Here is a 21,925-nt window from a genome sequence, read left to right on the forward strand (position 1 = left end):
GACCGGATGAGCACCGAGGAGAAGCCCGCGGCCCCCCGGTCCCTCGCGGAAGCGCTCCGCGCCCGGGACGACGCCTCCCTGGCCGCGCTCCTGCGCAGCCGTCCCGACCTGATCACCCCCGTGCCGACGGATCTGACCCAGCTGGCGACCCGGGCCGGCACCCGCGCCTCGGTGGTCCGCGCGCTGGAGCGGCTGGACCGGTTCGCGCTCCAGACGGCGCAGGCGCTGGCCGTGGCGGCCGATCCGGCGTCGTACCCGGAACTGCTCGGTCTGATGGCGGGTGACGAGGGCGATCCGGCGGTGGCCGAGGCGCTGCCGCGCGCGGTGGGCGTGCTGCGCGAGCAGGCGCTGGTGTGGGGCGGCGACGACCGGCTGCGGCTGGTGCGCACCGCCCGGGAACTGCTCGCGCCCTCCCCGCAGCACCAGTCCCCGACGGGTCTGGGCCCGGCGGTGCAGGAGGCGACGGCGGGCATGTCGCCGGGCCGGATCCAGGAGATCGTGGCGGAGGCGGGGCTGCCGTCCACGCACGACTCGGTCTCCGCGGTGGCCTCGCTCGGTGCGCTGTTCTCCGACCGCGACCGGATGCGGGCACTGCTCGCCGGCGCGCCCGAGGAGTCGCTGGCGGTGCTGGAGCGGCTGATGTGGGGGCCGCCGTACGGGCAGGTCACGCCGGATCCGGCGGCCCGGCTGCGCTGGCTGCTGGACCGCGGGCTGCTGCTGCCGACCGCGCCGGGCACGGTGGTGCTGCCGCGCGAGGTGGCGCTGCATCTGCGGGCGGGCCGCGCGCACCGGGCGGTCGAGCCGGTGCCGCCCGTGGTCGGAGCTGCGGCCCACCACCGTCCGCAGGTGGTGGACGCGACGGCGGCCGGGCAGGCGCTGACCGCGCTGGCCACCGTCGAGGAGCTGCTGAAGGAGTGGGACGAGGGCGGCCCCGCGGTGCTGCGGGCCGGCGGGCTGAGCGTGCGCGACCTCAAGCGCACCGCCGTCGCCCTGGACGTCTCCGAGCCGGTGGCCGCGTTCTGGGTGGAACTGGCCTACGCCGCCGGGATGATCGCCTCCGACGGCGAGGCCGACGAGCGGTACGCGGCGACGCCCGCCTACGACGAGTGGCTGGAGCGGCCCGCCGCCGAGCGCTGGTCCCGGCTCGCCGAGGCCTGGCTGGCGGCCACCCGCACCGCCGGGCTGGTCGGCGGACGGGACGCCAAGGAGCGCACGCTGTCCGCGCTGGGCGCCGGCCTCGACCGCTCGGCGGCGCCCGAGGTGCGGCACCGGGTGCTGAGCCTGCTCGCCGCGCTGCCGGAGGGCGCGGCCCCCGACGCCGAGTCGCTGCTGGCCCGGCTGCACTGGGAGCGCCCGTCGCGCGGCGGCCGGGACTCCGAGGACGATCTGCGGGGGCGGCTCGCCCGGTGGACGCTGGCGGAGGCGGAGCTGCTCGGCGTGACCGGGCGGGGCGCGCTGTCGGCGCCCGGCCGGGCCCTGCTGGGGGCGCCCGCACCCGCGCAGGCACCCGCCGAGGAGCCGGCCGGGGAGCCGGCGGGCCCCGGCGACAAGCTGCCCGTGCACCACCACCGCCACCCCGCCGCGCCCCTGGAGCCCCTCTCCCCCGCCGAGCAGGCCGCCGCCACCGCGGCCGCCGCCCGGCTGCTCGCGCCGCTGCTGCCCGAGCCGCTGGACCACGTGCTGCTCCAGGCCGACCTGACCGCCGTGGCGCCCGGCCCGCTCGTACGGCCGCTGGCCGAGGCGCTGGGCGTGCTGGCGGACGTGGAGTCGAAGGGCGGGGCGACCGTCTACCGGTTCACGCCCTCCTCGGTGCGCCGCGCCCTGGACGCCGGCCGGGCCGCCGCCGACCTGCACGCCTTCCTCGCCGAGCACTCCCGTACGCCGGTGCCGCAGCCGCTCACCTATCTCATCGACGACGTGGCCCGCCGGCACGGCCATCTGCGGGTCGGGGCCGCCTCGGCGTACGTGCGCTGCGACGACGACGCGATGCTCAGCGAGATCCTGGCGGACAAGCGGTCCGCGGGGCTGGGGCTGCGCCGGCTCGCGCCGACCGTGCTGGCCGCGCAGGCCGACCCGGCGACGCTGCTGGAGGGGCTGCGCGCGATGGGCTTCGCGCCGGCCGCCGAGTCCGCCGAGGGCGATGTGCTGATCACGCGGGCGCACGCCCACCGCACGCCGCCGCGCACCGCTCCCGAGCCGGTGCCGGACGGCCCTCCGGCGCCCGACGCCACTCTCCTCGCGGCGGCGATCCGGGCGATCAGGGCGGGTGACCTGGCCGCCACCGCCCCGCGCAAGCCGAGCACCGCGGACGCCGCGCCGGTCACCGGCGGCGAGCTGCCGCGCACCAGCTCCGCCGACACCCTCGCCACCATGCAGGCCGCCGTCCTCACCGGTCAGGCGCTGTGGATCGGGTTCGTGAACGCGGAGGGCGCCGCCAGCCAGCGGGTCATCGCCCCGGTGCGGGTGGAGGGCGGCTTCGTGACGGCGTACGACCACACCGCGGACGAGGTGCGCACCTTCCCGCTGCACCGGATCACGGGGGTCGCGGAGCTGGCGGACGACGAGGGCTGAGCCGCCGGCTCCGGCGGTACGGGCCGCGTGAAGATCACTCCTGCGGGTGTACGTCCGTCTTCATGCACGCCACGCCGGACACTTCCCACCCATGAGGGAGCTTCCCGGGCCTGTCGCATTCCCGCGTCGGGCGCCGGGCAGCCACCGGTTGTCCTGAACGAGCACAGCCGAAAGGAAGTCCCCCATGCGCGCAGCCCGTCGTGTGGCCGCCGTCCTGACCGCCGCCGCCGTGATGATCGGCGCCTTCGCCGGCCAGGCCGCGGCCATCGGCATCGATGTCGCCGGACTGGTCATCGAGACGCCGCCGGTCTGACCGGCGCCGCCGCACCCGGGGCCGGTCCCCCACGTCCCGGGACCGGCCCGGTCCGCTCCCCGTCCCGTTGTGCTGAAAGGCCAGTACGTCCCCATGCGTCGCGAACCCCCCACCGTCACCCGTGCCACCCGCTCGACCGCCGTCGCGGTCTCCCTGGCCGCGCTGATCTCGGCCGCCGCCCTGGTCGGCGCGCTGGCCCCGCGGGCCGCCGCGTCCCCGGCCGCGCTGCCGCTGCCGCTGCCGGCCGCCGGGTCGGAGCCCCTGGTCACCGAGGGGGTGACCATCGAGGGCCCGCTCATCAACACGATCGCTCTGCCCACGCTGAGGTAGTCCGCCGCTTGCGGTAGCTGTCCCCTTCGAGCCGTACGGTCTCCGCGTGGTGGGCGAGGCGGTCCACCATCGCCGGGACGGCCGGGCCGTCGAACACCTCGTGCCAGCGCTCCAGCGGCCGGTCGGCGGTGACGATCAGCGAGCCGCGCTCGTAGCGGTGCGCGACGAGCCGGAACAGCAGCCGGGCCGCGTCGGCGTCGAAGGGGACGTAGCCGACCTCGTCGACGACGAGCAGGGGGACGTCGTCGAGGGCGGACAGCTCCGCGCCGAGCCGGCCCGCCGAGTCGGCCTCGGCGAGCCGCGCGGCCCACTCGGCGGCGGTGGCGAACAGCACCCGGTGCCCGGCCTGGCAGGCCCGCAGGCCGAGTCCGATCGCGAGATGCGTCTTGCCGGTGCCGGGGGGGCCGGTGAAGAGCACGTTGCGGCGGGCGGCGACGAAGTCCAGCTTGCCGAGCCGGGCGACGGCGTCGCGGTCGAAGGCGCGGGGGTGGTGGGCGTCGAACTCCTCCAGGGCCTTGCGGGCGGGGAACCCGGCGGCCTGGATCCGGTCCTCGGTGTGTGCCTCCCGCGGGGGCGGGGCGGCCTGGGCGGGGATCGGCAGGGGGGTGGCCGCCGGCGGGGGGCCGGCGGCCTGGGTGTCCGCGGCCGGTTCGGCGGCGGCCTGCTCGGGGTCGGTGGTGGTCCGGCGGCCGTGGCTCTGCGTGTGGTGGGCCTCGGCGCGGGCCGTCATCGGCCCCGACATGTACGCGAGGATCGCGGCCGAGAGGATGAAGGCCATGTGGATCACCGTGCCCCACAGCAGCGAGTGCCGGGAGGTGTGGCCGACGTCCACGAACATCTGGAGCAGATGGACGGAGGAGATCCCCACGATGGCGGTGGCGAGCTTGACCTTCAGCACGTTCGGGTTGACGTGCGAGAGCCATTCCGGCTGGTCGCGGTGGCCCTGGAGGTCGATGCGGGAGACGAAGGTCTCGTAACCGCCCACGATCACCATGATCAGCAGATTGGCGATCATCACGACGTCGACCAGCTTGAGCACCGCGAGCATGACGTACGTCTCGTCGGCCCGGCCGGCCACGCAGCGGACGATTAACGTCCACAGCTCGTTGAAGAACTTGTAGACGTACACCCCCTGGACGGCGACCAGGCCGAAGTACAGCGGGGCCTGGAGCCAGCGGGTGGCGAACAGGGCGTACCCGAGCGTGGCGGTCGGCGGGGGCGGCGTACGAGTGATGGGCTGCACGATCCGCCATTCTTCGCAGGGTGCCGCCTTACGGCCCTACGCCGCCACCCGCGAGAATGAATAGACATCCTGTAGGACGAGCCGACGACGTGCGCCGATCAGGCACACTGGACGTTTGGCCGCGCGGAAGGATGCACGCACGTGAACGGACCGCTGATCGTCCAGTCCGACAAGACCCTGCTCCTGGAGGTCGACCACGAGCGGGCCGACGACTGCCGTCGCGCCATCGCGCCCTTCGCCGAGCTGGAGCGGGCGCCCGAGCACATCCACACCTACCGCGTGACACCGCTCGGCCTGTGGAACGCGCGCGCCGCCGGGCACGACGCCGAGCAGGTCGTGGACGCGCTCGTGGAGTACAGCCGCTACCCGGTGCCGCACGCGCTGCTCGTCGACATCGCCGAGACGATGGACCGCTACGGCCGGCTCACCCTGTCCAAGCACCCGGCGCACGGGCTGGTGCTGACCACCACCGACCGGCCGGTGCTGGAGGAGGTGCTGCGCTCCAAGCGGATCGCCCCGCTGGTCGGTACGCGCATCGACCCGGACTCGGTCGCCGTGCACCCCTCGGAGCGCGGGCAGATCAAGCAGGTGCTGCTGAAGCTGGGCTGGCCCGCGGAGGACCTGGCCGGGTACGTCGACGGCGAGGCGCACCCGATCGAGCTGGCCGAGGACGGCTGGGCCCTGCGGCCCTACCAGAAGCAGGCCGTGGAGAACTTCTGGCACGGCGGCAGCGGCGTCGTCGTGCTGCCGTGCGGCGCCGGCAAGACCCTGGTCGGCGCCGGGTCCATGGCGCAGGCCAAGTCGACGACGCTGATCCTCGTCACGAACACCGTCTCCGCCCGCCAGTGGAAGCACGAGCTGGTGAAGCGGACCTCGCTGACCGAGGACGAGATCGGCGAGTACAGCGGCACCAAGAAGGAGATCCGGCCGGTCACCATCGCGACCTACCAGGTGCTGACGACCCGGCGGAAGGGCGTCTACCCGCACCTGGAGCTGTTCGACTCGCGGGACTGGGGCCTGATCGTCTACGACGAGGTGCATCTGCTGCCCGCGCCGGTGTTCAAGTTCACCGCGGACCTCCAGGCGCGCCGCCGCCTCGGGCTGACGGCCACGCTGGTGCGGGAGGACGGCCGGGAGTCGGACGTGTTCTCGCTGATCGGGCCCAAGCGGTTCGACGCGCCGTGGAAGGAGATCGAGGCGCAGGGCTACATCGCGCCGGCGGACTGCGTAGAGGTGCGGGTGAACCTCACCGACTCCGAGCGGCTGGCGTACGCGACGGCCGAGGCGGAGGAGAAGTACCGGTTCTGCGCGACGACCGCCACCAAGCGCAAGGTCACCGAGGCGATCGTGCGGCGGTTCGCCGGGCAGCAGATCCTGGTCATCGGCCAGTACATCGACCAGCTCGACGAGCTGGGCGAACACCTCGGCGCGCCGGTGATCAAGGGTGAGACGTCGAACGCGCAGCGCGAGAAGCTGTTCGAGTCGTTCCGGCAGGGCGAGATCAGCGTGCTGGTGGTGTCGAAGGTCGCCAACTTCTCCATCGACCTGCCCGAGGCCACCGTCGCCATCCAGGTCTCCGGCACCTTCGGTTCCCGGCAGGAGGAGGCCCAGCGCCTCGGCCGGGTGCTGCGGCCCAAGGCCGACGGCCACCAGGCCCACTTCTACTCGGTGGTCGCCCGCGACACCATCGACCAGGACTTCGCGGCCCACCGCCAGCGGTTCCTGGCGGAGCAGGGCTACGCGTACCGGATCGTGGACGCGGACGAACTGCTGGCCGGAAGCTGAGGCGCGGATCCGCGGTCACCGGTGACCGCGGACCGCTACCTGCGGCGGACGCCCGCCTCCTCGCCGTACTCACCGAGGATGATCACGTCGAAGGCGGCGCCCGCGAACACCCGCACGGCGTGCAGGGCGTCGCCGAGCCGGTGCTTGTGGCTGCCGGTGGCCGCGGTGGCTCCGGAGGGGGGCCGGGCGGTCGCCGATATCGGGGTGAAGGCTGCTGCGCTCATACCTCCATGGTGGATTCCCGGACATAAGGCCCGCATCGGTCTCCGGTCCCGTCCGTCCCCTAGGGGGCGAGACGCCCCCTAAGGGCCGGCGCCGTCCGGCCCGGGAAAAATCCGCTGGCCCGCACCACCCCCGCTCCCCTAAAATCTCCGCTCTTGCCCGCCTCCGCGCACGGAGTGCCGCCGCCCGGACGGAAACCGGTCGGTATCCCGCAGCCACCCACCCCTCAGGTCCTCCGGAGGCACCCCCTTGTCCAGCGCCGATCCGCTGTCCCGTGAGCGCTCCCATCTCGCCGCGTCCCGTGCCGCGCTGCGGGCCATGCGGGAGGACGTGGAGTCCCTGGACATCCGCGACGTCACCGCGAACTGGGTGAACGCGCAGATCCTGGAGCGCCAGATCGACGAGCGGATCAAGGCGCTCGCCGACCTCAGCGACACCCCGCTGTTCTTCGGCCGCCTGGACTATCTGCACGCTCCGGGAGCGGACCGGGCGGAGGGCGCGGACGGCGAGAGCTTCTACATCGGGCGGCGGCATGTGCACGACGCCGAGGGTGACCCGATGGTGATCGACTGGCGGGCGCCGGTCTCGCAGCCGTTCTACCGGGCGTCGAAGAAGGACCCGATGGACGTGGGGCTGCGCCGCCGCTTCGGGTACACGGGCGGCGAGCTGACCGCGTACGAGGACGAGCATCTGTCGGACCCGGCGGAGGCGGCGCGGACCAGCAGGCTGCTCCAGCAGGAGATCGAACGGCCGCGTGTCGGCCCGATGCGGGACATCGTGGCGACGATCCAGCCGGAGCAGGACGAGATCGTCCGCTCGGGGCTCGGCGGTTCGGTGTGTGTGCAGGGCGGTCCGGGCACCGGGAAGACGGCGGTCGGCCTGCACCGGGTCGCCTATCTGCTCTACGCCCACCGGGAGCGGCTGGCCCGCACCGGCACGCTGGTCATCGGGCCGAACCGGTCGTTCCTGCACTACATCGAGCAGGTGCTGCCCGCGCTGGGCGAGCTGACGGTGCGGCAGGCCACCGTGGACGACCTGGTGGCCCATGTGGAGGTGCGCGGCACGGACGAGGCGGCGGCGGCCGTGGTCAAGGGCGACGCCCGGATGGCGGAGGTGCTGCGCCGGGCGCTCTACTCGCACGTGAGCATGCCCACCGAGCCGGTGGTGGTCGTGCGCGGATCGCGCCGGTGGCGGGTTCCGGCGTACGAACTGGAGACGATCGTCCGCGAGTTGCTGGACCGGGACATCCGCTACGGCGCCGCCCGGGAGGCCCTGCCGCAGCGGATCGCGCACGCGGTGCTGGTGCAGATGGAGCGCTCCGGCGAGGCGCCCGACGACCGGGTGCAGGACGCGGTGGCCCGCAACAGCGCGGTGAAGGCGGCGGTGAGGGCCCTCTGGCCGACGGTGGACCCGGCGAAGCTGGTGCTGCGGCTGCTGGCGGACGCGGACTTCCTCGCGGAGCACGCCGAGGGGATCCTCTCCGCACAGGAGCAGAAGACGATCCTGTGGGCGAAGCCGGCGCGGAGCGTCAGGTCGGCGAAGTGGTCGGCGGCGGACGCGGTCCTGGTCGACGAGGCGACGGACCTCGTGGAGCGGACCCACTCGCTGGGCCATGTGGTGGTGGACGAGGCGCAGGACCTGTCGCCGATGCAGTACCGGGCGGTGGGGCGCCGCTGCACCACCGGCAGTGCGACGGTGCTCGGCGACCTGGCGCAGGGCACCACGCCGTGGGCGACGCGCAGCTGGCAGGAGGCGCTGACGCACCTGGGCAAGGCGGACGCGGTGATCGAGGAGCTGACGGCCGGTTTCCGCGTGCCGACGGACGTCATCACCTACGCCTCACGGCTGCTGCCGCACATCGCGCCGGGGCTGACCCCGGTGGCGTCGATCCGGGAGAACCCGGGCTTCTTCGAGCTGCGTGCGGTGACCGGCACGGCCGAGGTGGTGGCGGCCTGCGAGGAGTCGCTGCGCCGGGAGGGCTCGATCGGTCTGATCGCCGCGGACGCCCGGGTCCCGGCGCTGGCGGAGGCGCTGGCGGAGGCGGGAATCCCGTATCTGGCCCCCGGTGCGGAGACCACCGCGGAGACCCGCCTCACCCTGGTCCCGGCGTCGCTGGCGAAGGGTCTGGAGTACGACTACGTGGTCCTGGACGAGCCGCGGGCGGTCGTCGACGGCGAGCCCGACGAACGCACCGGGCTGCGCCGCCTGTACGTGGCCCTGACCCGAGCGGTGTCGGGCCTGACCGTCACCCACGCGGCCCCGCTGCCGCCGCAGCTCGGCCAGGACGCCCCCTAGGGCCCCCAGGGCTCCTAGGGCTCCTAGGGCTCCTAGGGCTCCTAGGGCTCCTAGGGCTCCTAGGGCTCCTAGGGCTCAGCCCTGGTCGAGGACCTTGCGCCACTCGGCGACCGCGTCGGCGGAGACCGGTCCGGTCCAGCCCTGCGGGCGGGCCGCGCCGCCGATGTGGAAGCCGTCGATCCCGGCGGCCAGCAGGTCCGGCAGGTGGTCCAGGCGCAGTCCGCCGCCGACGAGGATCTGCTGCTCGTAGCCGGGTTCCCCGTGCCGCGCCGCTTCGGCGAGCAGGGTGGGCAGGCCGTCGTCGACGCCGGCCGGGGAGCCGGCGGTGAGGTAGGTGTCCAGGCCGGGCAGGCCGTCGAGCTGCTTGCGCAGGGAGTCGCGGTCGGCGGCGTGGTCGATGGCCCGGTGGAAGGTCCAGGAGCAGCCGTCGAGGGCGGCGACGACGCGTTCCACGGCGTACACGTCGACGCCGCCGTGGGCGTCGAGGAAGCCGAGGACGAACTGGTCGGCTCCGGCGGCGCGCAGTTCGCCGGCGACCGCGGCGAGCCGGTCGGCGTCGTCCGCCCGGAAGCCGTCGGCGAGGCGCACCATGACGCGCAGCGGGATGTCGACGGCGGCGCGGATCGCGGCGAAGGTGCCGACGGGCGGGGTGAGCCCGTCGGCGGCCATGTCGGTGACCAGTTCGAGGCGGTCCGCGCCTCCGGCCTGGGCGGCGATGGCGTCCTCGGCGTCGAGGGCGATCACCTCCAGGACTGCACGCTTGCTCATGGGACCCCATTCGTCGGCGGGTACGGCTCTGTGGCCTCGGTTCTGTGGCGCTACAGGTCTAGTCCAATCCAAGACTACGCCTGTGCACCGCCGCCCTCACCCGAAGGCACCGACCTCATCCGTAGAGGTTCAGCTCCCGCGCCTCCACCCCCGCCAGCTCATACACCGCGCCCGCCGCCGGCCGCCCCGCGTACAGCCGCACGAGCGTCGGCCCCGCGCCGATGAACCGGGCCGGCGGCCGGCTGCCGCTCGCCTCGCCGAGCCGCAGCGGCTCGTCGCGGTCGTCCAGGTCGGCGTGGACCGGGACGAGCCCCCGCTCGCGGGTGATCCAGGCGAGCAGGTCGAGCGCGTACGGCAGCCCCGCCCCGGCGTACGCGCCGGGCTCCCCGAACGCCTCCCGCACATCACCGGCGTGCACCCACTCGCCGAGCGCGAGCCCGTCCAGCGCCCCGCCGGCCCCGGCGATCACCGGACCGGCCTCGGTCATCCCGCGCTCCAGCTCGTCCACCACCCGCGCGTTCGTCCAGTCGGCGCGCTCGGCGATGTCCCGTTCGTTGGCCTCGGGCGAGAACACGTCCTTCTCGAAACGGTTCTCCACCACCCGTGTCAGCGCGGCCGAGCAGTGCGCGAGCACATCCCGCGCCGTCCAGCCGGGACAGGCCGCGGCCGGCCGCGCGAAGTCCTCGTCCGCCCGGCCGCGCAGCAGCGGGATCAGCGCGTCCCGCTCGATCCTCAGCAGCCGCCCCGGCAGTTCGGGGTCCCGTACCTCGTGTCCACCATCAGCAGGAGTCGTCATGAACCCCACGCTAGGCGGGATGCGCGGCAGAATGCCGCCATGGCCGACATCGATCCCGACGAACTGCGCGCCCGCTTCACCCGTTCCCTCCAGCGCGCCCGGCGGCCCGGCGACGGCCCCGATCCGCTGCCGTACGCCGACAACCTGCTGGCCCGCTGGCAGGAGCCGCAGCGCCGGTACCACACGCTCGCCCATCTGACGGCGGTCCTCGACCACGTCGACACGCTGGCGGACCACGCCGACGACCCCGACCTGGTCCGGCTGGCCGCCTGGTTCCACGACGCGGTCTACCTGCCCGACCGGTCGGAGAACGAGGAGCGGTCGGCACGGCTCGCCGAGCGGGCGCTGGCCGAGGCCGGGCTGCCGCCGGAGAAGACCGCCGAGGTCGCCCGGCTGGTCCGGCTCACCGCCGGGCACGCCCCCGCCGACGACGACCGCGACGGCCACGTCCTGTGCGACGCCGACCTCGCGGTCCTCGCCTCGCCGCCGTCCGCGTACGCCGCCTACACCGCCGCCGTGCGCGAGGAGTACGGCTTCGTCCCCTCCGACGCCTTCCGCGCGGGCCGCGCCGCGATCCTGCGCGAACTCCTCGCCCTGCCGCGGCTGTTCCACACCCCGTACGGCGTCGAGCACTGGGAGGCGACCGCCCGCTACAACCTCACCGCGGAGCTGGAAATCCTGTCGTCCTGAGGCCCCTGGCTCCCCTAGCCTGCCGAGCATGAGCGACATGGGCGGGGAACGGGCGGCCGAGGCCGTCGAGCGGGCGATGACCGACGCGGCGCGGGTGCTGCGAACGGCGGCGGGAGCGGACTGGGAGGGCACCGCGGCGGGCCGCCTGGAGTGGGACTGCCGGGAGACGGCCGAGCATCTGGTGCGGGCGCTGCTCCAGTACACGGCACAACTGGCGGGGCGCGGACGGCATCTGGAGAGCCGCGTCCCGTTCAACCCGGTCATCGACGACGGCACGGACACCTCCGGCCTCATCGACCTCCTGGAGACCATGGGCACCCTGCTCGCCCTGGCCGTGCGCACCGCCCCGGCGCGGCTGCGCGGCTTCCATCCGTTCCCGTTCCAGAGCGCCAACCGCCAGGGGTACGCCGCGATGGGCGTCACCGAGACGCTGCTGCACACGCACGACATCGCCGAGGGCCTGGGGCTGGCCTACGAACCGCCGGCCGACCTGGCCGAGTTCGCGCTCACCCGGCTCTTCCCGGAGGTCCGCCCCGGATCCGGCCCCTGGCGGACCCTGCTGTGGGCCACCGGCCGCGGCGAGCTGCCCGGCCGGGCCCCGGTCACCGACTGGCAGTGGAGCAACAACCTGGTGCTGCCCGCCGGGCGCCTCACCCTGGAGGGCGTCACCCCGGCCGCCGCCGCCGATCTCGCCGCCGGTGGCGACGGCGGGTTCGCCTGGGCCGGGGGCGGGCCCTACGAGGGGACGCGGGAGGCCGCCGCGATGACGGTGAAGGCGTACGAGGCCGGGGTGCACCGGCCCGAGTTCGGGCTGTTCGTGCTGGTCCGGCAGGAGGACGAGCTGGCGGTCGGCGGCCTCGGCTTCCACGGCCCGCCGGACGAGGACGGCCGCGCGGAGGTCGGCTACGACCTGGTGCCCGGCGCCCGCGGCCGGGGCTACGCCACCGAGGGTCTGCGCGCGCTCGCCGACTGGGCGCTGGCCAGGACGGACGTACGGTCGCTGTTCGCGACGGTGGAGCGGGTGAACGAGCCGTCGCAGCGGGTGCTGGCGCGGGCCGGGTTCCGGCGGGTCGACGGGGAGGGCGAGCTGCTCGCCTACGAGCTGCGGGCCTGAGCGGACCGGGAGTGCCGCTTGCGCCGGCGCAGTCCGGCGCCGTGCAGCAGTCGCACCACCTCGCGGCTGGAGACCTCGACGGCGCCGGCGCGCACCGCGTCCGCGTACCGGTGCGCCGGTATGTCGTAGTGGTCCCGCTCGAAGGCGCGGGGCGGCGCGCCCAGCTCCGCGGCGAAGGCGTGCAGCTCCTCGTAGGAGACGTCGCTGACCAGGTGGGACCAGTAGCGGCCGTGGCCGGGCCAGGTCGGCGGGTCGATGTACACCGTCACGACGAGGACGCCCCGCCCAGGGCCGGGCCGAGCGAGCCGATCGCCGCCACCTTCACGCCCGCCTTGTGGCACACCCAGTGCGGGTCGGGGCCCAGTTCCGGCTCGACGTCCAGCGCGTGCGGGTCGCCCGAGCCGCACACCGGGCACAGCGGCCAGCGGCCGTACCGGTCCAGCAGGGCGTCCTGGACGTCCTGGGCGACCAGACCGGCCACGTAGTGCATGCCGTCCGGCCACTGCTCCACCCACCAGCGCCGCTGCACGACGGACTCCTCGACCAGTGAGACGACGTCGGCCTCGGCGACCTGGCCGGCGACGAGATCGGCCAGGACGAGGGCGCGCGCGGCGTGCAGGGCCTGCTCCAGGGGGCTGATGGGGTCCATGTCCCCATTGTGCGCACTCCTGACCCTCTTGACCGCCGTCGGGCCCGAAAATATCTTTCAGAGGTGACCAGGGACGTGAAGGAAACTTTCGGCCGGCCGCCGGCGCCCGGCGCGCTCGCCGCGAAGGTGCGCACGCTCGCCCCCTCGATGACCCGCTCCATGCAGCGCGTCGCCGAGGCGGTCGCCGGTGACCCGGCCGGCTGCGCCGCCCTCACCGTCACCGGGCTCGCCGAACTCACCGGCACCAGCGAGGCGACCGTGGTGCGCACGGCCCGGCTGCTGGGCTACCCGGGCTACCGCGATCTGCGCCTCGCGCTGGCCGGCCTGGCCGCCCAGCAGCAGTCCGGGCGGGCCCCCGCCATCACCACCGACATCGCGGTGGACGACCCCATCGCCGACGTCGTCGCCAAGCTCGCCTACGACGAGCAGCAGACCCTCGCCGACACCGCCGCCGCGCTCGACACCGTGCAGCTCGGCGCGGCCGTGTCGGCGCTCGCCGGGGCGCGGCGCGTCGATGTGTACGGGGTCGGGGCGTCCGGGCTGGTCGCCCAGGACCTCACGCAGAAGCTGCTGCGGATAGGGCTGATAGCGCACGCGCACAGCGATCCGCATCTCGCCGTGACCAACGCCGTGCAGCTGCGCGCCGGTGACGTCGCGATCGCGATCACCCACTCCGGGTCCACCGGTGACGTCATCGAGCCGCTGCGGGTCGCCTTCGAACGCGGGGCGACCACCGTCGCGGTCACCGGGCGCCCGGACTCGCCGGTGACGCAGTACGCCGACCATGTGCTGACCACCTCCATCGCCCGGGAGACCGAGCTGCGGCCGGCGGCGATGTCGTCGCGGACCAGTCAGCTGCTGGTGGTGGACTGCCTGTTCGTGGGGGTGGCGCAGCGGACGTACGAGACGGCGGCACCGGCCCTGTCGGCGTCGTACGAGGCGCTGGCCCACCGGCACCGCAGATAGACGGCGCGTCCCCGGAAGGCGTGACCGTACCCCCCGCACCGAAATGAGCCGCTCCGCGATGACCTCCGCATCCGACGCCCGTGCGCTGCAAGCCCAGTTGGAGACCCTGACCACCGAGGCCTTCCGGCCCGAACTCGCCGAGATCGACCGGCTGTCCACGCTGGAGATCGCCACACTGATGAACGGGGAGGACGCCGGGGTGCCGGGCGCGGTCGCGCGCTGCCTGCCGGGGATCGCCGAGGCGATCGACGCCGTCGCCGCCCGGATGGCCCGCGGCGGCCGGCTGGTCTACGCCGGGGCCGGCACCGCCGGCCGGCTCGGCGTGCTCGACGCCTCCGAGTGCCCGCCGACCTTCAACACCGACCCGGCGCAGGTGGTCGGGCTGATCGCGGGCGGGCCGGAGGCGATGGTGACCTCGGTCGAGGGCGCCGAGGACTCCGGTGAGCTGGCGCGGGCCGACCTCGACGCGCTGGGCCTGACGGCCGAGGACACGGTGGTCGGTATCTCCGCCTCCGGGCGCACCCCGTACGCGATCGGGGCGGTCGAGCACGCGCGGCGGCTGGGTGCGTTGACGATCGGGCTGGCCTGCAACCCGGGCAGCGCGCTGGCGGCCGCCGCCGAGCACGGCGTCGAGGTGGTGGTCGGGCCGGAGCTGATCACCGGGTCGACCCGGCTGAAGGCGGGCACCGCGCAGAAGCTGGTGCTGAACATGATCTCGACGATCACGATGATCCGGCTGGGCAAGACGTACGGGAACCTCATGGTCGACGTACGCGCCTCGAACGAGAAGCTGCGGGCCCGCTCGCGGCGGATCGTCGCGCTGGCCACCGGGGCGGGCGACGAGGAGATCGACGAGGCGCTGTCCGGCACCGCGGGCGAGGTGAAGGACGCGATCCTGAGCATCCTCGCCGGGGTGGACGGGCGGACCGCGGCGCGCCTGCTGGCGGAGAACCAGGGACGGTTGCGGGCGGCGCTGGCGGCGGCCGGGCGCGAGGAGCGCTGAGCGTCAGACGGCGGGGTCGAGGCCGGGCTCGGGGTCGGGGCAGACCGCGCACAGGTGGAACCAGTTCTCGCTGTGCGACCAGGTGAGGGTGCCGCCCGCGGCGGCGACCCGGTCGGCGAGGCTGGCCAGCCCGGTGCCGATGCCGTCCATGCCGTCCATGCCGTTGGTGCCGTCCACACCGCCCGTGCCGCCGGTGCCGGTCGGGTCCGCCTCGGGGAAGCCGTCGTTGGCGAGGTGCAGGCCGAGCTGTCCCGCGCTCCGGCGGACGGTGATCCGGCAGTGCCGGGCGGCACTGTGCCGCAGGACGTTGGTGGTGCCCTCGCGGAGCACCGCGGCGAGGGCGGCCTCCACGCGCGGCGCGACGCCGTCCGGGGCGGGGCCGTCCAGTTCGGCGGTGATGCCCGCCGCCTCCAGGATGCGGCAGGCGGCCGGCAGATCGCGGCTCAGCGACAGCTCCTGCGAGCCGGCCGACACGGCGCGGATCTCCGCGATCGCCCGCCGGCCCAGGGTGATCAGCTCGGCCGCCTGCGAGCGGGCCGCGCCGTGCTCCCGCGGGATGCCGCGGCGCAGCACCTCGGCCCGCACCACGACCGCGGAGAGGCTGTAGCCGACCAGGTCGTGCAGATCGCGTCGCAGGCGCCGGTGTTCCTCCCGCAGCCGTTCGACCTCGGCCAGTGCGGCGGTCTCCCCGGCGGTGGGCGCCGCCTCGCGCACGGCGAACGGAAGCGGGAACCGCCCGGCGCCGCGGACGAGCAGCAGGGCGGCGAGGGCGGTCAGCGCGCCGAGGCACAGCGCGCGCAGCGGCCGGGAGCCGCCCAGGGCCATCACCGGGGCGGCGGCGAGGAGCGGCACGACGAGGGTGAGCAGGTCGGGCCGTCCGGCGGCCGGTGCGGGATGTGCGGTGTCGCTCCTCCCGCCGCCGGCCGGCGGGGCGGGCGAGCCGTCGAGTCCGGCTGATGCCATGGCGTTCTCCTGTATGTCCGGTCCGACGCGGACGAGTCCGACGAGTCCCGACGCCGACGAGTCCCGGCACCGACGAGTCCCGAAGCCGACGGGTCGCGGCACCGACCAGTCCCGGCACGGACGGGTGCCTGGGGCGGCGCGGCGCGGGTGCGTGGGCCGGCCTGGGAGTCCGAAGCGGGGGACTTCCCGGCTCCCAGGCCGGCGTTCAGGGGGACGGCCGCGCTGGTGCGGGCGGCCACGGAGTCAGGCGGTGCCCGGCTCGTCGCCGGGGGACGCGGTGTCGATGTTGGTGCCGATGCGGTGGGCCAGGCTGACGAACTGCCCGCGCTCCTGGTCGGTGAAGTCCGCGGCGGCCGTGGCCTCCAGACGGGCCCAGACCTCGGTCACCGCCGTCTCCAGGTCGCGGCCGGCCGCCGTGAGGCTGACCACGGTGCTGCGCCGGTCGCGGGTGGAGCGGGCACGGCTGACCAGGCCGGCGTCCTCCAGCCGGCGGACGGACTTGGCGACCGTGGAGTGGTCGAGGCCGAGGGTTCGTCCGAGGCTGTTCTGCGACTGGCCGTCGTTCTCCCAGAGCTGCATCAGCATGAGTTCCTGCCCGGCGTAGAGGCCGAGTTCGCGCAGCAGCTCCGCGGCGAGCGCCCGGTGTTTGCGCGCCAGGGTGAACACCGCGAAGCTCACGGGGAACCGTCCGGCGGTGCCCGCCAGAGGGTGTGCTGCCGGGTCGCCGGCCGCTGCGGCCGCTGCCGTGTCCGTCATGCGGTGTCTCGATGTCAGGAGAGGGTCGGGTAGTCGGTGTACCCCTTCTCCGTCCCACCGTAGTAGGTGGCGGGGTCGGGCTCGTTGAGGGGAGCTCCGGTGCGGACGCGCTCGACGAGGTCGGGGTTGGCCAGCGCGAAGGCGCCGACGGTGGCGACGTCCGCGATCCCGGCCTCGACGTCGTCGGCGATCGCCTCGCGCGGCCGGCCGGCCCGGTTGACGAGCAGCGCGCCCGTCCAGGCGGCCCGGATGTCGCGCAGCAGTTCCTCGTCGCCGATGTGCATCACATGGACGTAGGCGAGGTCGAGCCGCGCGAGTTCGCCGACGAGGTAGCGGTAGAGGTCCGGTCCGCTCTCGCCCTCGACGAGGCCGCCGATGGGCAGGCCGGGGGAGATCCGGATGCCGGTGCGGTCGGCGCCGATCTCGGCGGCGACGGCGGCGGCGACCTCCAGGGCGAAGCGGGCGCGGTTCTCGATCGGGCCGCCGTACTCGTCGGTGCGCCGGTTGGCGTTCTCCGCGAAGAACTGGTGCAGCAGGTAGCCGTTGGCGCCGTGGATCTCGACGCCGTCGGCGCCGGCCTCGACGGCGAGGGCGGCGGCCCGGCGGAAGTCGTCGACGGTGGCGCGGATCTCGTCGGTGGTGAGGGCCCGCGGCACCGGCATGTCCTGCATGCCGGCGAGGGTGAACATCTGCTCGCCGGAGGCGATCTCGGACGGGGCGACCGGGCGGCGGTGATGCGGGGTGTTGTCCGGGTGGGACATCCGGCCGACGTGCATGAGCTGGATGAACAGATGCCCGCCCGCCTCGTGCACGGCGTCGGCGACCTTGCGCCAGCCGGCCGCCTGGGCGGCGGTGTGGATGCCGGGGGTGAGCAGGTAGCCCTGGCCGTCCTCGTTGGGCTGGGTGCCCTCGGTGATCAGCAGGCCCAGGGAGGCGCGCTGCGCGTAGTACCGCGCCATCAGGTCCGTGGGTGTCCCGTCGGGCTGTGCCCGGTCGCGGGTCATGGGTGCCATCGCGAGGCGGTGCTCCAGCTTGACGCGCCCCACGGCGGTGGGCGTGAAGAGCTTCTCCACGGTCTCTACCCTCCAGATATGTTGCCGACCACATAAACGGTATCAGCGGCTTAGGTGGCTGGCAAGGTAAGTGCGGTTCCTAGAGCGGCGCCGGAGCCTTCGCCGCCACCCGCCGCACCGCTCGACCCACGCTCAGGGACCCCTCTCGAAACTCGGCGACCAGCAACCGAGGAGAGGAAGAGCGCACATGACGTCCTGGGTCACACACAGAGGGCTCACCGCGGCACGACGCGGCGGAGCGGCCCTGGCCCTCGCCCTGCTCGGGGCGCTCGTCCCCGCCGGAGCGCGGGCGGACGAACAGCCCGCCGCCGTCGCGGTGTTCACGGACGACTTCCGGTCCGGGTTCGACACGACGAACGACTGGTGGCAGATGCCCGTCGGCTCCCTCCCCGAGGGCGACGGCATCGCCACCACCTCCGCGTCCGGCCTGAAGGTCGTCCCCACCGCCACCGACCCCGCCACCGGCGAGCCCGCGTTCGCCCACACCACCGGACAGCAGTCGGCGGGCGGCCAGGGCGACGCCGACCACCTCAAGTGGCTGGCCTGGCCGCAGCGCACCTCCAGCCAGGGCTTCCCCGGCTTCGACACACCCGGCACCGGCAAGCTCGCCTGCGCCACGAGGATGGCCGTGCGGACCACCGGCACCGAACGGCACCCCTTCGGCGCCGCCGTCACCTCCCCGCGGACCGACCCGCGGCTCGCGGCCGGCTCCCTGGTCACCATCGACCCCGAGACCAACCTCGTCTTCGACTTCTTCGTGACCGACAACAGGGTCTACGCCTTCTACGAGCGGCTGCGCTCACCGGGCAGCACCTATGCCGCGTTCAGCTACGCCGTGCCCGTCGCCACCATCGCCGAGGGCCAGTCGGTGGCGTACGAGATAGCCCTGTCGCAGGGCGGCACCCAGGTCACCTGGAAGGTCAACGGCGTCACCGTGCTCACCGTCGACAGGATCGGCACGCTCGCCCTGGACCGCAGGCACCTGCTGATCGACCACGGTGGCATCCCGCAGACGGTCGCCCCGCGCCAGCTCCAGTGCGCGCTCGGCACCTTCACCCTGCTCGACGGCGCGGGCGCCGACGGCAAGGGCCTGGTACGGCTCGACTCCACCGAGAACGCCTACTACAAGCCGTCCGTGGGCGCGCCCCAGCCGCAGGCCTTCCACGACGACCGGTCCCTGAGCGGCAGCCGGCTGTGGGGCCAGGGCGCGCAACTGCGCGTCTCCTCCTTCACCGTCAGCTCCAGCCGCCCCGCTTCCTGACCTTCCCGACCGCCCGGCCGAACCCCCGGCCGAACCCCCGCCCGACCGCCCGCCCGACGCCAAGGAGCGAAGGATGCCCACCCAGCCCTCCCCCGGTACCGGACTCGTCCTCCGGTCGGCCGACCTGGCCGAACTGGCCCGCCACCGGGCCCAGGACGCCGAGGAACAGCGCCGCCTCACCCCCGACGTCGTGGACCGGATGCTGCGGGCCGGTTTCGCCCGCCACTTCGTCCCAGCCGCCCGGGGCGGCACCGAGGGCACCTTCGAGGAGCTGACCGAGGCGGTCGCCGCCGTCGCCGAGGGCTGCGCGGCCACCGCCTGGTGCGCCTCGATCGCGGCGAGCCTCGCCCGGATGGCCGCCTTCCTGCCCGAGGAGGCGCACCAGGACGTGTGGCGGGAGGGGCCCGACACCTTCGTGGTGGGCTCCCTCACGCCGTCCGGCCGGGCCGAACGGGCCCCCGGCGGCTGGCGGGTGTCCGGCTCCTGGGCGTACATCAGCGGTGTCGACCACTCCGACTGGGCGCTGGTGTGCGCGGTCGTACCGCGCGAGGGGGACGGCGACGGGCCGCCGCCGTCCCGGATGTTCGCACTGCCGCGCGGCGCGTACGCGGTGAAGGACACCTGGACCAGCTCCGGCATGCGCGGCACCGGCAGCAACACCCTGGTCGTGGACGACGTGCTGGTGCCGGACACGCACGGCTTCGCGCGGCAGCGGCTCTTCGACGGCACCCCGCTGGGCTCCGCCGCCGATTGCCACACCGTGCCGCTCCTCGCCGCCAACGGGCTGTCCTTCGCGGTGCCCGCGCTCGGCGCGGCCCGCGGGGCGCTCGCCCTGTGGACCGGCGACACCGGCCGGCGCCTGGAGCGCGGCGCCGGCCGGCCCGGCGTACCGGGCCCGTCCCGGACGACGTACGAGACGACGCTCGCGCGCGCCGCCGGTGAACTGGACGCCGCCGCACTGCTGCTGGAGCGCGCCTCGCGCACCGCCGACCGCGGGGCACAGGTCGACGCCGGGCAGGCGGCCCGCAATCTGCGCGACTGCTCGCTGGCCGCGGAGTACACGGTCACCGCGGTCAACCGGCTGTTCGCCACCGCGGGCACCTCCGGCCACACCACCGGCAGCGTGCTCCAGCGCACCTGGCGGGACGTCAACTCCATCGCCACCCATGTCGCGCTGGCCTTCGACCCGGCGGCGGCGCAGTACGCCGCCCATGTGCTCGCCGGCTGACCGCCGCCGACTCCGGACGATCGGTGGACGATCGGTGGACGATCGGCGGAATGCGCCAGACAGGCAATCCTTTCGGTGGACACCCACCGGCGGCGGGCATGGGGAGCGGTACAGGTCCCGCAGCCGTTCGGCGGCCGGGCCCGTGCCGGCCAGGGCCGCCACCACCGGCAGGGACTTCTTCCGGGCGGCCAGGTCGGCGCCCACCGGCTTGCCGCTGCGCGAGCTGCTGCCCCCCAGATGCCGAGGACGTCGTCGGCGCACTGGAAGGCCACGCCGAGCCGCCGCCCGAACTCCCGCAGCCCTTGCACCCGTGCGGCGTCCGCGCCGGCCAGCACTCCGCCGAGCGCGCAGGCGCAGCCCGTCAGCGCGCCCGTCTTGCCCTCCGCCATGGCGAGGTACTGCGCGACCGAGACCTCGCAGCGCTTCTCGAACGCCACGCCGGAGCTCTGGCCCTCCATCAGGTCGAGCAGGACGGTGACCAGTTCCTGCACGGCCCCGGCGGCCCGGCGCGGCGGGCCGCCGGCCGGCGCGCGCATCGCCATCACCAGCAGCGCGTCGCCGGTGAGCACGGCGGCCGGGGTGCCGAACAGGGGCCAGAAGGCGGGGCGGTGGCGGCGCAGCGCGTCGCCGTCGATGACGTCGTCGTGCAGCAGCGTGAAGTCGTGCACCAGCCCCACGGCGACCGCGCCGGGCACCGCGATCGACGGGCTATCCCCGACGGCCACCGCCGACAGCAGCGTCAGCGCGGCCCGCACCGACTTGCCGCCGCCCGCCACCGGGGTCGGGGTGCCGTCGGCCTCGCACCAGCCGCGGTGGTAGCGGGCGACGCGGCTCTCCGCGGCGGGCAGCCCGCCGACCGCCTCCCGCAGGTCCGGGCAGAGCAGGTCGTCGACCCAGTCGAGCCGGGGGAACGCTCGCGCCGGGGCCGGGTCGGTGATCTGCGACGACATGCACTACTCCTCGCGACGGGCGTCCGAAACCTCGGCGCCCCCCGGCACAAGGATCACCGGGGCGGCCCAGCCCTATGACGATGCACCCACCTGACAATCGGGCAGGCGGGAAACGCGCAGGCCAGCCGGTCGAGGACGGCTGGAGACCTCCTCCAGCCGTGCTCCAGGCGCCTTCCAGCCGGCCCGCCGAGGGTGACGCGCACGGCGCGCGGGGCAGGCCCGCGACCAGGTCGACGGAGGGAACGCATGGCTGTGGACTCGGGGGCTTTCCGCGCGGTCTTCGGGGCGGTCCCGACCCCGGTGGCGATCATCACCGCGCTCGACGCCGACGGCGAGCCGCGCGGCTTCACCTGCAACGCCTTCTCAGCGGTGTCGGCGGACCCGCCGCAGCTGCTGGTCTGCGTGGACAAGCGGTCGCAGACGCTGCCCGCGGTGCTCTTCTCCGGGGCGTTCGGGGTGAACCTGCTGGCCCATCGTGGCCAGGACACCGCGAGGGTCTTCGCCGGGAAGGCGGCGCGCAAGTTCGACGGTGTGCCGTGGCGTCCGGGACTGTCCGGGGTCCCGGTGCTCACCGAGGCCGCGGTCGCGCACGCCGGGTGCGCGCTGGTGCGCTCGGTGCCGGCCGGTGACCATCTGATCCTGATCGGCCGGGTGGAGGAGACCGAGGTGTTCCGCGGGCCCGCAGCCCTGTACCAGCGCGGTGTGTTCGGGATGTGGGAGGCGGAACCGGAGCTGGCCGCACCCCGCGGCTGAGCCCCGCGACCACGCCCCGTGGCTGAACCCCGGGACCGCACCCCGCGGCTGAGCCCCGCGACCCGGCGCAAGGGCCGACCACCCCGCCGACCCCCGCGACCGAACCAGCGCCGAGCCCCGCCACCCCCCGCGCAAGGGCCGAGCGCAGGGACCGAGCACCGCGCCCAGCGCAAGGGCCGACCACCCCGCCGACCCC

21 protein-coding genes and 1 pseudogene are annotated in these 21,925 nt (G+C 74.6%); 12 read left to right on the forward strand and 10 right to left on the reverse strand.

Annotation, left to right across the window (positions count from 1 at the left end):
- Positions 1-6 precede the first annotated feature (6 nt).
- The 3 genes from ABT232_RS04175 (at position 7) to ABT232_RS04185 (ending at position 3,214) form a co-directional block, all read left to right on the forward strand.
- Positions 7-2,571 carry a helicase-associated domain-containing protein gene (locus tag ABT232_RS04175; protein WP_351835548.1) on the forward strand — a complete coding sequence of 855 codons (2,565 nt, stop codon included), beginning with the start codon at positions 7-9 and terminating at the stop codon, positions 2,569-2,571.
- A 184-nt stretch (positions 2,572-2,755) separates the two neighbouring features.
- A complete protein-coding gene (locus tag ABT232_RS04180) occupies positions 2,756-2,884 on the forward strand; it encodes a hypothetical protein (protein ID WP_351835551.1) in 129 nt (42 codons plus the stop codon).
- Positions 2,885-2,977: 93 nt separating this feature from the next.
- The gene (locus ABT232_RS04185) at positions 2,978-3,214 is read left to right on the forward strand and encodes a hypothetical protein (RefSeq protein ID WP_351835553.1); all 237 of its coding nucleotides are present in this window, start codon (positions 2,978-2,980) and stop codon (positions 3,212-3,214) included.
- Here ABT232_RS04185 and istB read toward each other — a convergent pair.
- Complete coding sequence (istB, locus tag ABT232_RS04190; protein WP_351835556.1) at positions 3,183-4,457, reverse strand: IS21-like element helper ATPase IstB; 1,275 nt, start codon at positions 4,455-4,457, stop codon at positions 3,183-3,185. The genes ABT232_RS04185 and istB overlap by 32 nt on opposite strands.
- 141 nt (positions 4,458-4,598) lie before the next feature.
- On the opposite strand from istB, the gene ABT232_RS04195 reads away from it, so the two are divergent.
- Positions 4,599-6,242 (forward strand): DNA repair helicase XPB, encoded by a 1,644-nt coding sequence (locus tag ABT232_RS04195; RefSeq protein ID WP_351835558.1) that lies wholly within the window; start codon positions 4,599-4,601, stop codon positions 6,240-6,242.
- Positions 6,243-6,277: 35 nt separating this feature from the next.
- Here ABT232_RS04195 and ABT232_RS04200 read toward each other — a convergent pair whose 3' ends face one another.
- Positions 6,278-6,466, reverse strand: coding sequence for a hypothetical protein (locus ABT232_RS04200; protein WP_351835560.1), 189 nt, complete (start codon positions 6,464-6,466; stop codon positions 6,278-6,280).
- 316 nt (positions 6,467-6,782) lie between these two features.
- Here ABT232_RS04200 and ABT232_RS04205 point away from each other — a divergent pair, with 316 nt between their 5' ends.
- Positions 6,783-8,759 (forward strand): HelD family protein, encoded by a 1,977-nt coding sequence (locus ABT232_RS04205; RefSeq protein WP_351835665.1) that lies wholly within the window; start codon positions 6,783-6,785, stop codon positions 8,757-8,759.
- Positions 8,760-8,834: 75 nt separating this feature from the next.
- On the opposite strand, the gene ABT232_RS04210 is transcribed toward ABT232_RS04205, so the two are convergent.
- Together ABT232_RS04210 and ABT232_RS04215 are read right to left on the reverse strand one after the other, a co-directional pair.
- Positions 8,835-9,527: a copper homeostasis protein CutC gene (locus ABT232_RS04210; protein WP_351835563.1), complete on the reverse strand. Its 693-nt coding sequence runs from the start codon at positions 9,525-9,527 to the stop codon at positions 8,835-8,837.
- A 115-nt stretch (positions 9,528-9,642) separates the two neighbouring features.
- Positions 9,643-10,323 (reverse strand): maleylpyruvate isomerase family mycothiol-dependent enzyme, encoded by a 681-nt coding sequence (locus tag ABT232_RS04215; RefSeq protein WP_351835565.1) that lies wholly within the window; start codon positions 10,321-10,323, stop codon positions 9,643-9,645.
- A 39-nt stretch (positions 10,324-10,362) separates the two neighbouring features.
- Between ABT232_RS04215 and ABT232_RS04220 the strand changes: the two genes are divergently transcribed.
- Both ABT232_RS04220 and ABT232_RS04225 read left to right on the forward strand, forming a co-directional pair.
- A complete protein-coding gene (locus ABT232_RS04220; RefSeq protein WP_351835568.1) occupies positions 10,363-11,013 on the forward strand; it encodes an HD domain-containing protein in 651 nt (216 codons plus the stop codon).
- A 37-nt stretch (positions 11,014-11,050) separates the two neighbouring features.
- Positions 11,051-12,127 (forward strand): GNAT family N-acetyltransferase, encoded by a 1,077-nt coding sequence (locus ABT232_RS04225; RefSeq protein WP_351835668.1) that lies wholly within the window; start codon positions 11,051-11,053, stop codon positions 12,125-12,127.
- Here ABT232_RS04225 and ABT232_RS04230 read toward each other — a convergent pair.
- Positions 12,109-12,396 carry a DUF4031 domain-containing protein gene (locus tag ABT232_RS04230; RefSeq protein WP_351835570.1) on the reverse strand — a complete coding sequence of 96 codons (288 nt, stop codon included), beginning with the start codon at positions 12,394-12,396 and terminating at the stop codon, positions 12,109-12,111. The two genes, ABT232_RS04225 and ABT232_RS04230, sit on opposite strands and share 19 nt — an antisense overlap.
- Positions 12,393-12,776 (reverse strand): DUF8819 family protein, encoded by a 384-nt coding sequence (locus ABT232_RS04235; RefSeq protein ID WP_351835573.1) that lies wholly within the window; start codon positions 12,774-12,776, stop codon positions 12,393-12,395. Before ABT232_RS04235 ends, ABT232_RS04230 begins: the two co-directional genes overlap by 4 nt.
- Before the next feature lie 63 nt (positions 12,777-12,839).
- Between ABT232_RS04235 and ABT232_RS04240 the strand changes: the two genes are divergently transcribed.
- Together ABT232_RS04240 and murQ are read left to right on the forward strand one after the other, a co-directional pair.
- A complete protein-coding gene (locus ABT232_RS04240) occupies positions 12,840-13,742 on the forward strand; it encodes a MurR/RpiR family transcriptional regulator (RefSeq protein WP_450871753.1) in 903 nt (300 codons plus the stop codon).
- Between the two features lie 58 nt (positions 13,743-13,800).
- The gene (gene murQ / locus ABT232_RS04245; RefSeq protein WP_351835579.1) at positions 13,801-14,745 is read left to right on the forward strand and encodes an N-acetylmuramic acid 6-phosphate etherase; all 945 of its coding nucleotides are present in this window, start codon (positions 13,801-13,803) and stop codon (positions 14,743-14,745) included.
- 3 nt (positions 14,746-14,748) lie between these two features.
- Here the strand turns inward: murQ and ABT232_RS04250 are convergent, their stop codons facing one another.
- The 3 genes from ABT232_RS04250 to ABT232_RS04260 all read right to left on the reverse strand — a co-directional run bounded on the left by ABT232_RS04250 (position 14,749) and on the right by ABT232_RS04260 (position 17,477).
- The gene (locus ABT232_RS04250) at positions 14,749-15,708 is read right to left on the reverse strand and encodes a sensor histidine kinase (RefSeq protein WP_351835581.1); all 960 of its coding nucleotides are present in this window, start codon (positions 15,706-15,708) and stop codon (positions 14,749-14,751) included.
- A 243-nt stretch (positions 15,709-15,951) separates the two neighbouring features.
- Positions 15,952-16,464 (reverse strand): MarR family winged helix-turn-helix transcriptional regulator, encoded by a 513-nt coding sequence (locus ABT232_RS04255; RefSeq protein WP_351835584.1) that lies wholly within the window; start codon positions 16,462-16,464, stop codon positions 15,952-15,954.
- A 14-nt stretch (positions 16,465-16,478) separates the two neighbouring features.
- Complete coding sequence (locus tag ABT232_RS04260; protein ID WP_450871757.1) at positions 16,479-17,477, reverse strand: alkene reductase; 999 nt, start codon at positions 17,475-17,477, stop codon at positions 16,479-16,481.
- 247 nt (positions 17,478-17,724) lie between these two features.
- Here ABT232_RS04260 and ABT232_RS04265 point away from each other — a divergent pair, with 247 nt between their 5' ends.
- A complete protein-coding gene (locus tag ABT232_RS04265) occupies positions 17,725-18,798 on the forward strand; it encodes a DUF6081 family protein (RefSeq protein ID WP_351835588.1) in 1,074 nt (357 codons plus the stop codon).
- 73 nt (positions 18,799-18,871) lie between these two features.
- Positions 18,872-20,026 (forward strand): acyl-CoA dehydrogenase family protein, encoded by a 1,155-nt coding sequence (locus tag ABT232_RS04270; RefSeq protein ID WP_351835590.1) that lies wholly within the window; start codon positions 18,872-18,874, stop codon positions 20,024-20,026.
- Between the two features lie 284 nt (positions 20,027-20,310).
- Here the strand turns inward: ABT232_RS04270 and ABT232_RS04275 are convergent.
- Positions 20,311-20,976: pseudogene (locus ABT232_RS04275) on the reverse strand (polyprenyl synthetase family protein); the annotation flags it as partial.
- A 246-nt stretch (positions 20,977-21,222) separates the two neighbouring features.
- Between ABT232_RS04275 and ABT232_RS04280 the strand changes: the two are divergent.
- Complete coding sequence (locus ABT232_RS04280; RefSeq protein ID WP_351835593.1) at positions 21,223-21,729, forward strand: flavin reductase family protein; 507 nt, start codon at positions 21,223-21,225, stop codon at positions 21,727-21,729.
- The last annotated feature ends 196 nt before the right edge of the window (positions 21,730-21,925 follow it).

Origin of the sequence: Streptomyces sp. NPDC001532 (assembly GCF_040298625.1) — a bacterium.
Taxonomy (GTDB): domain Bacteria; phylum Actinomycetota; class Actinomycetes; order Streptomycetales; family Streptomycetaceae; genus Streptomyces.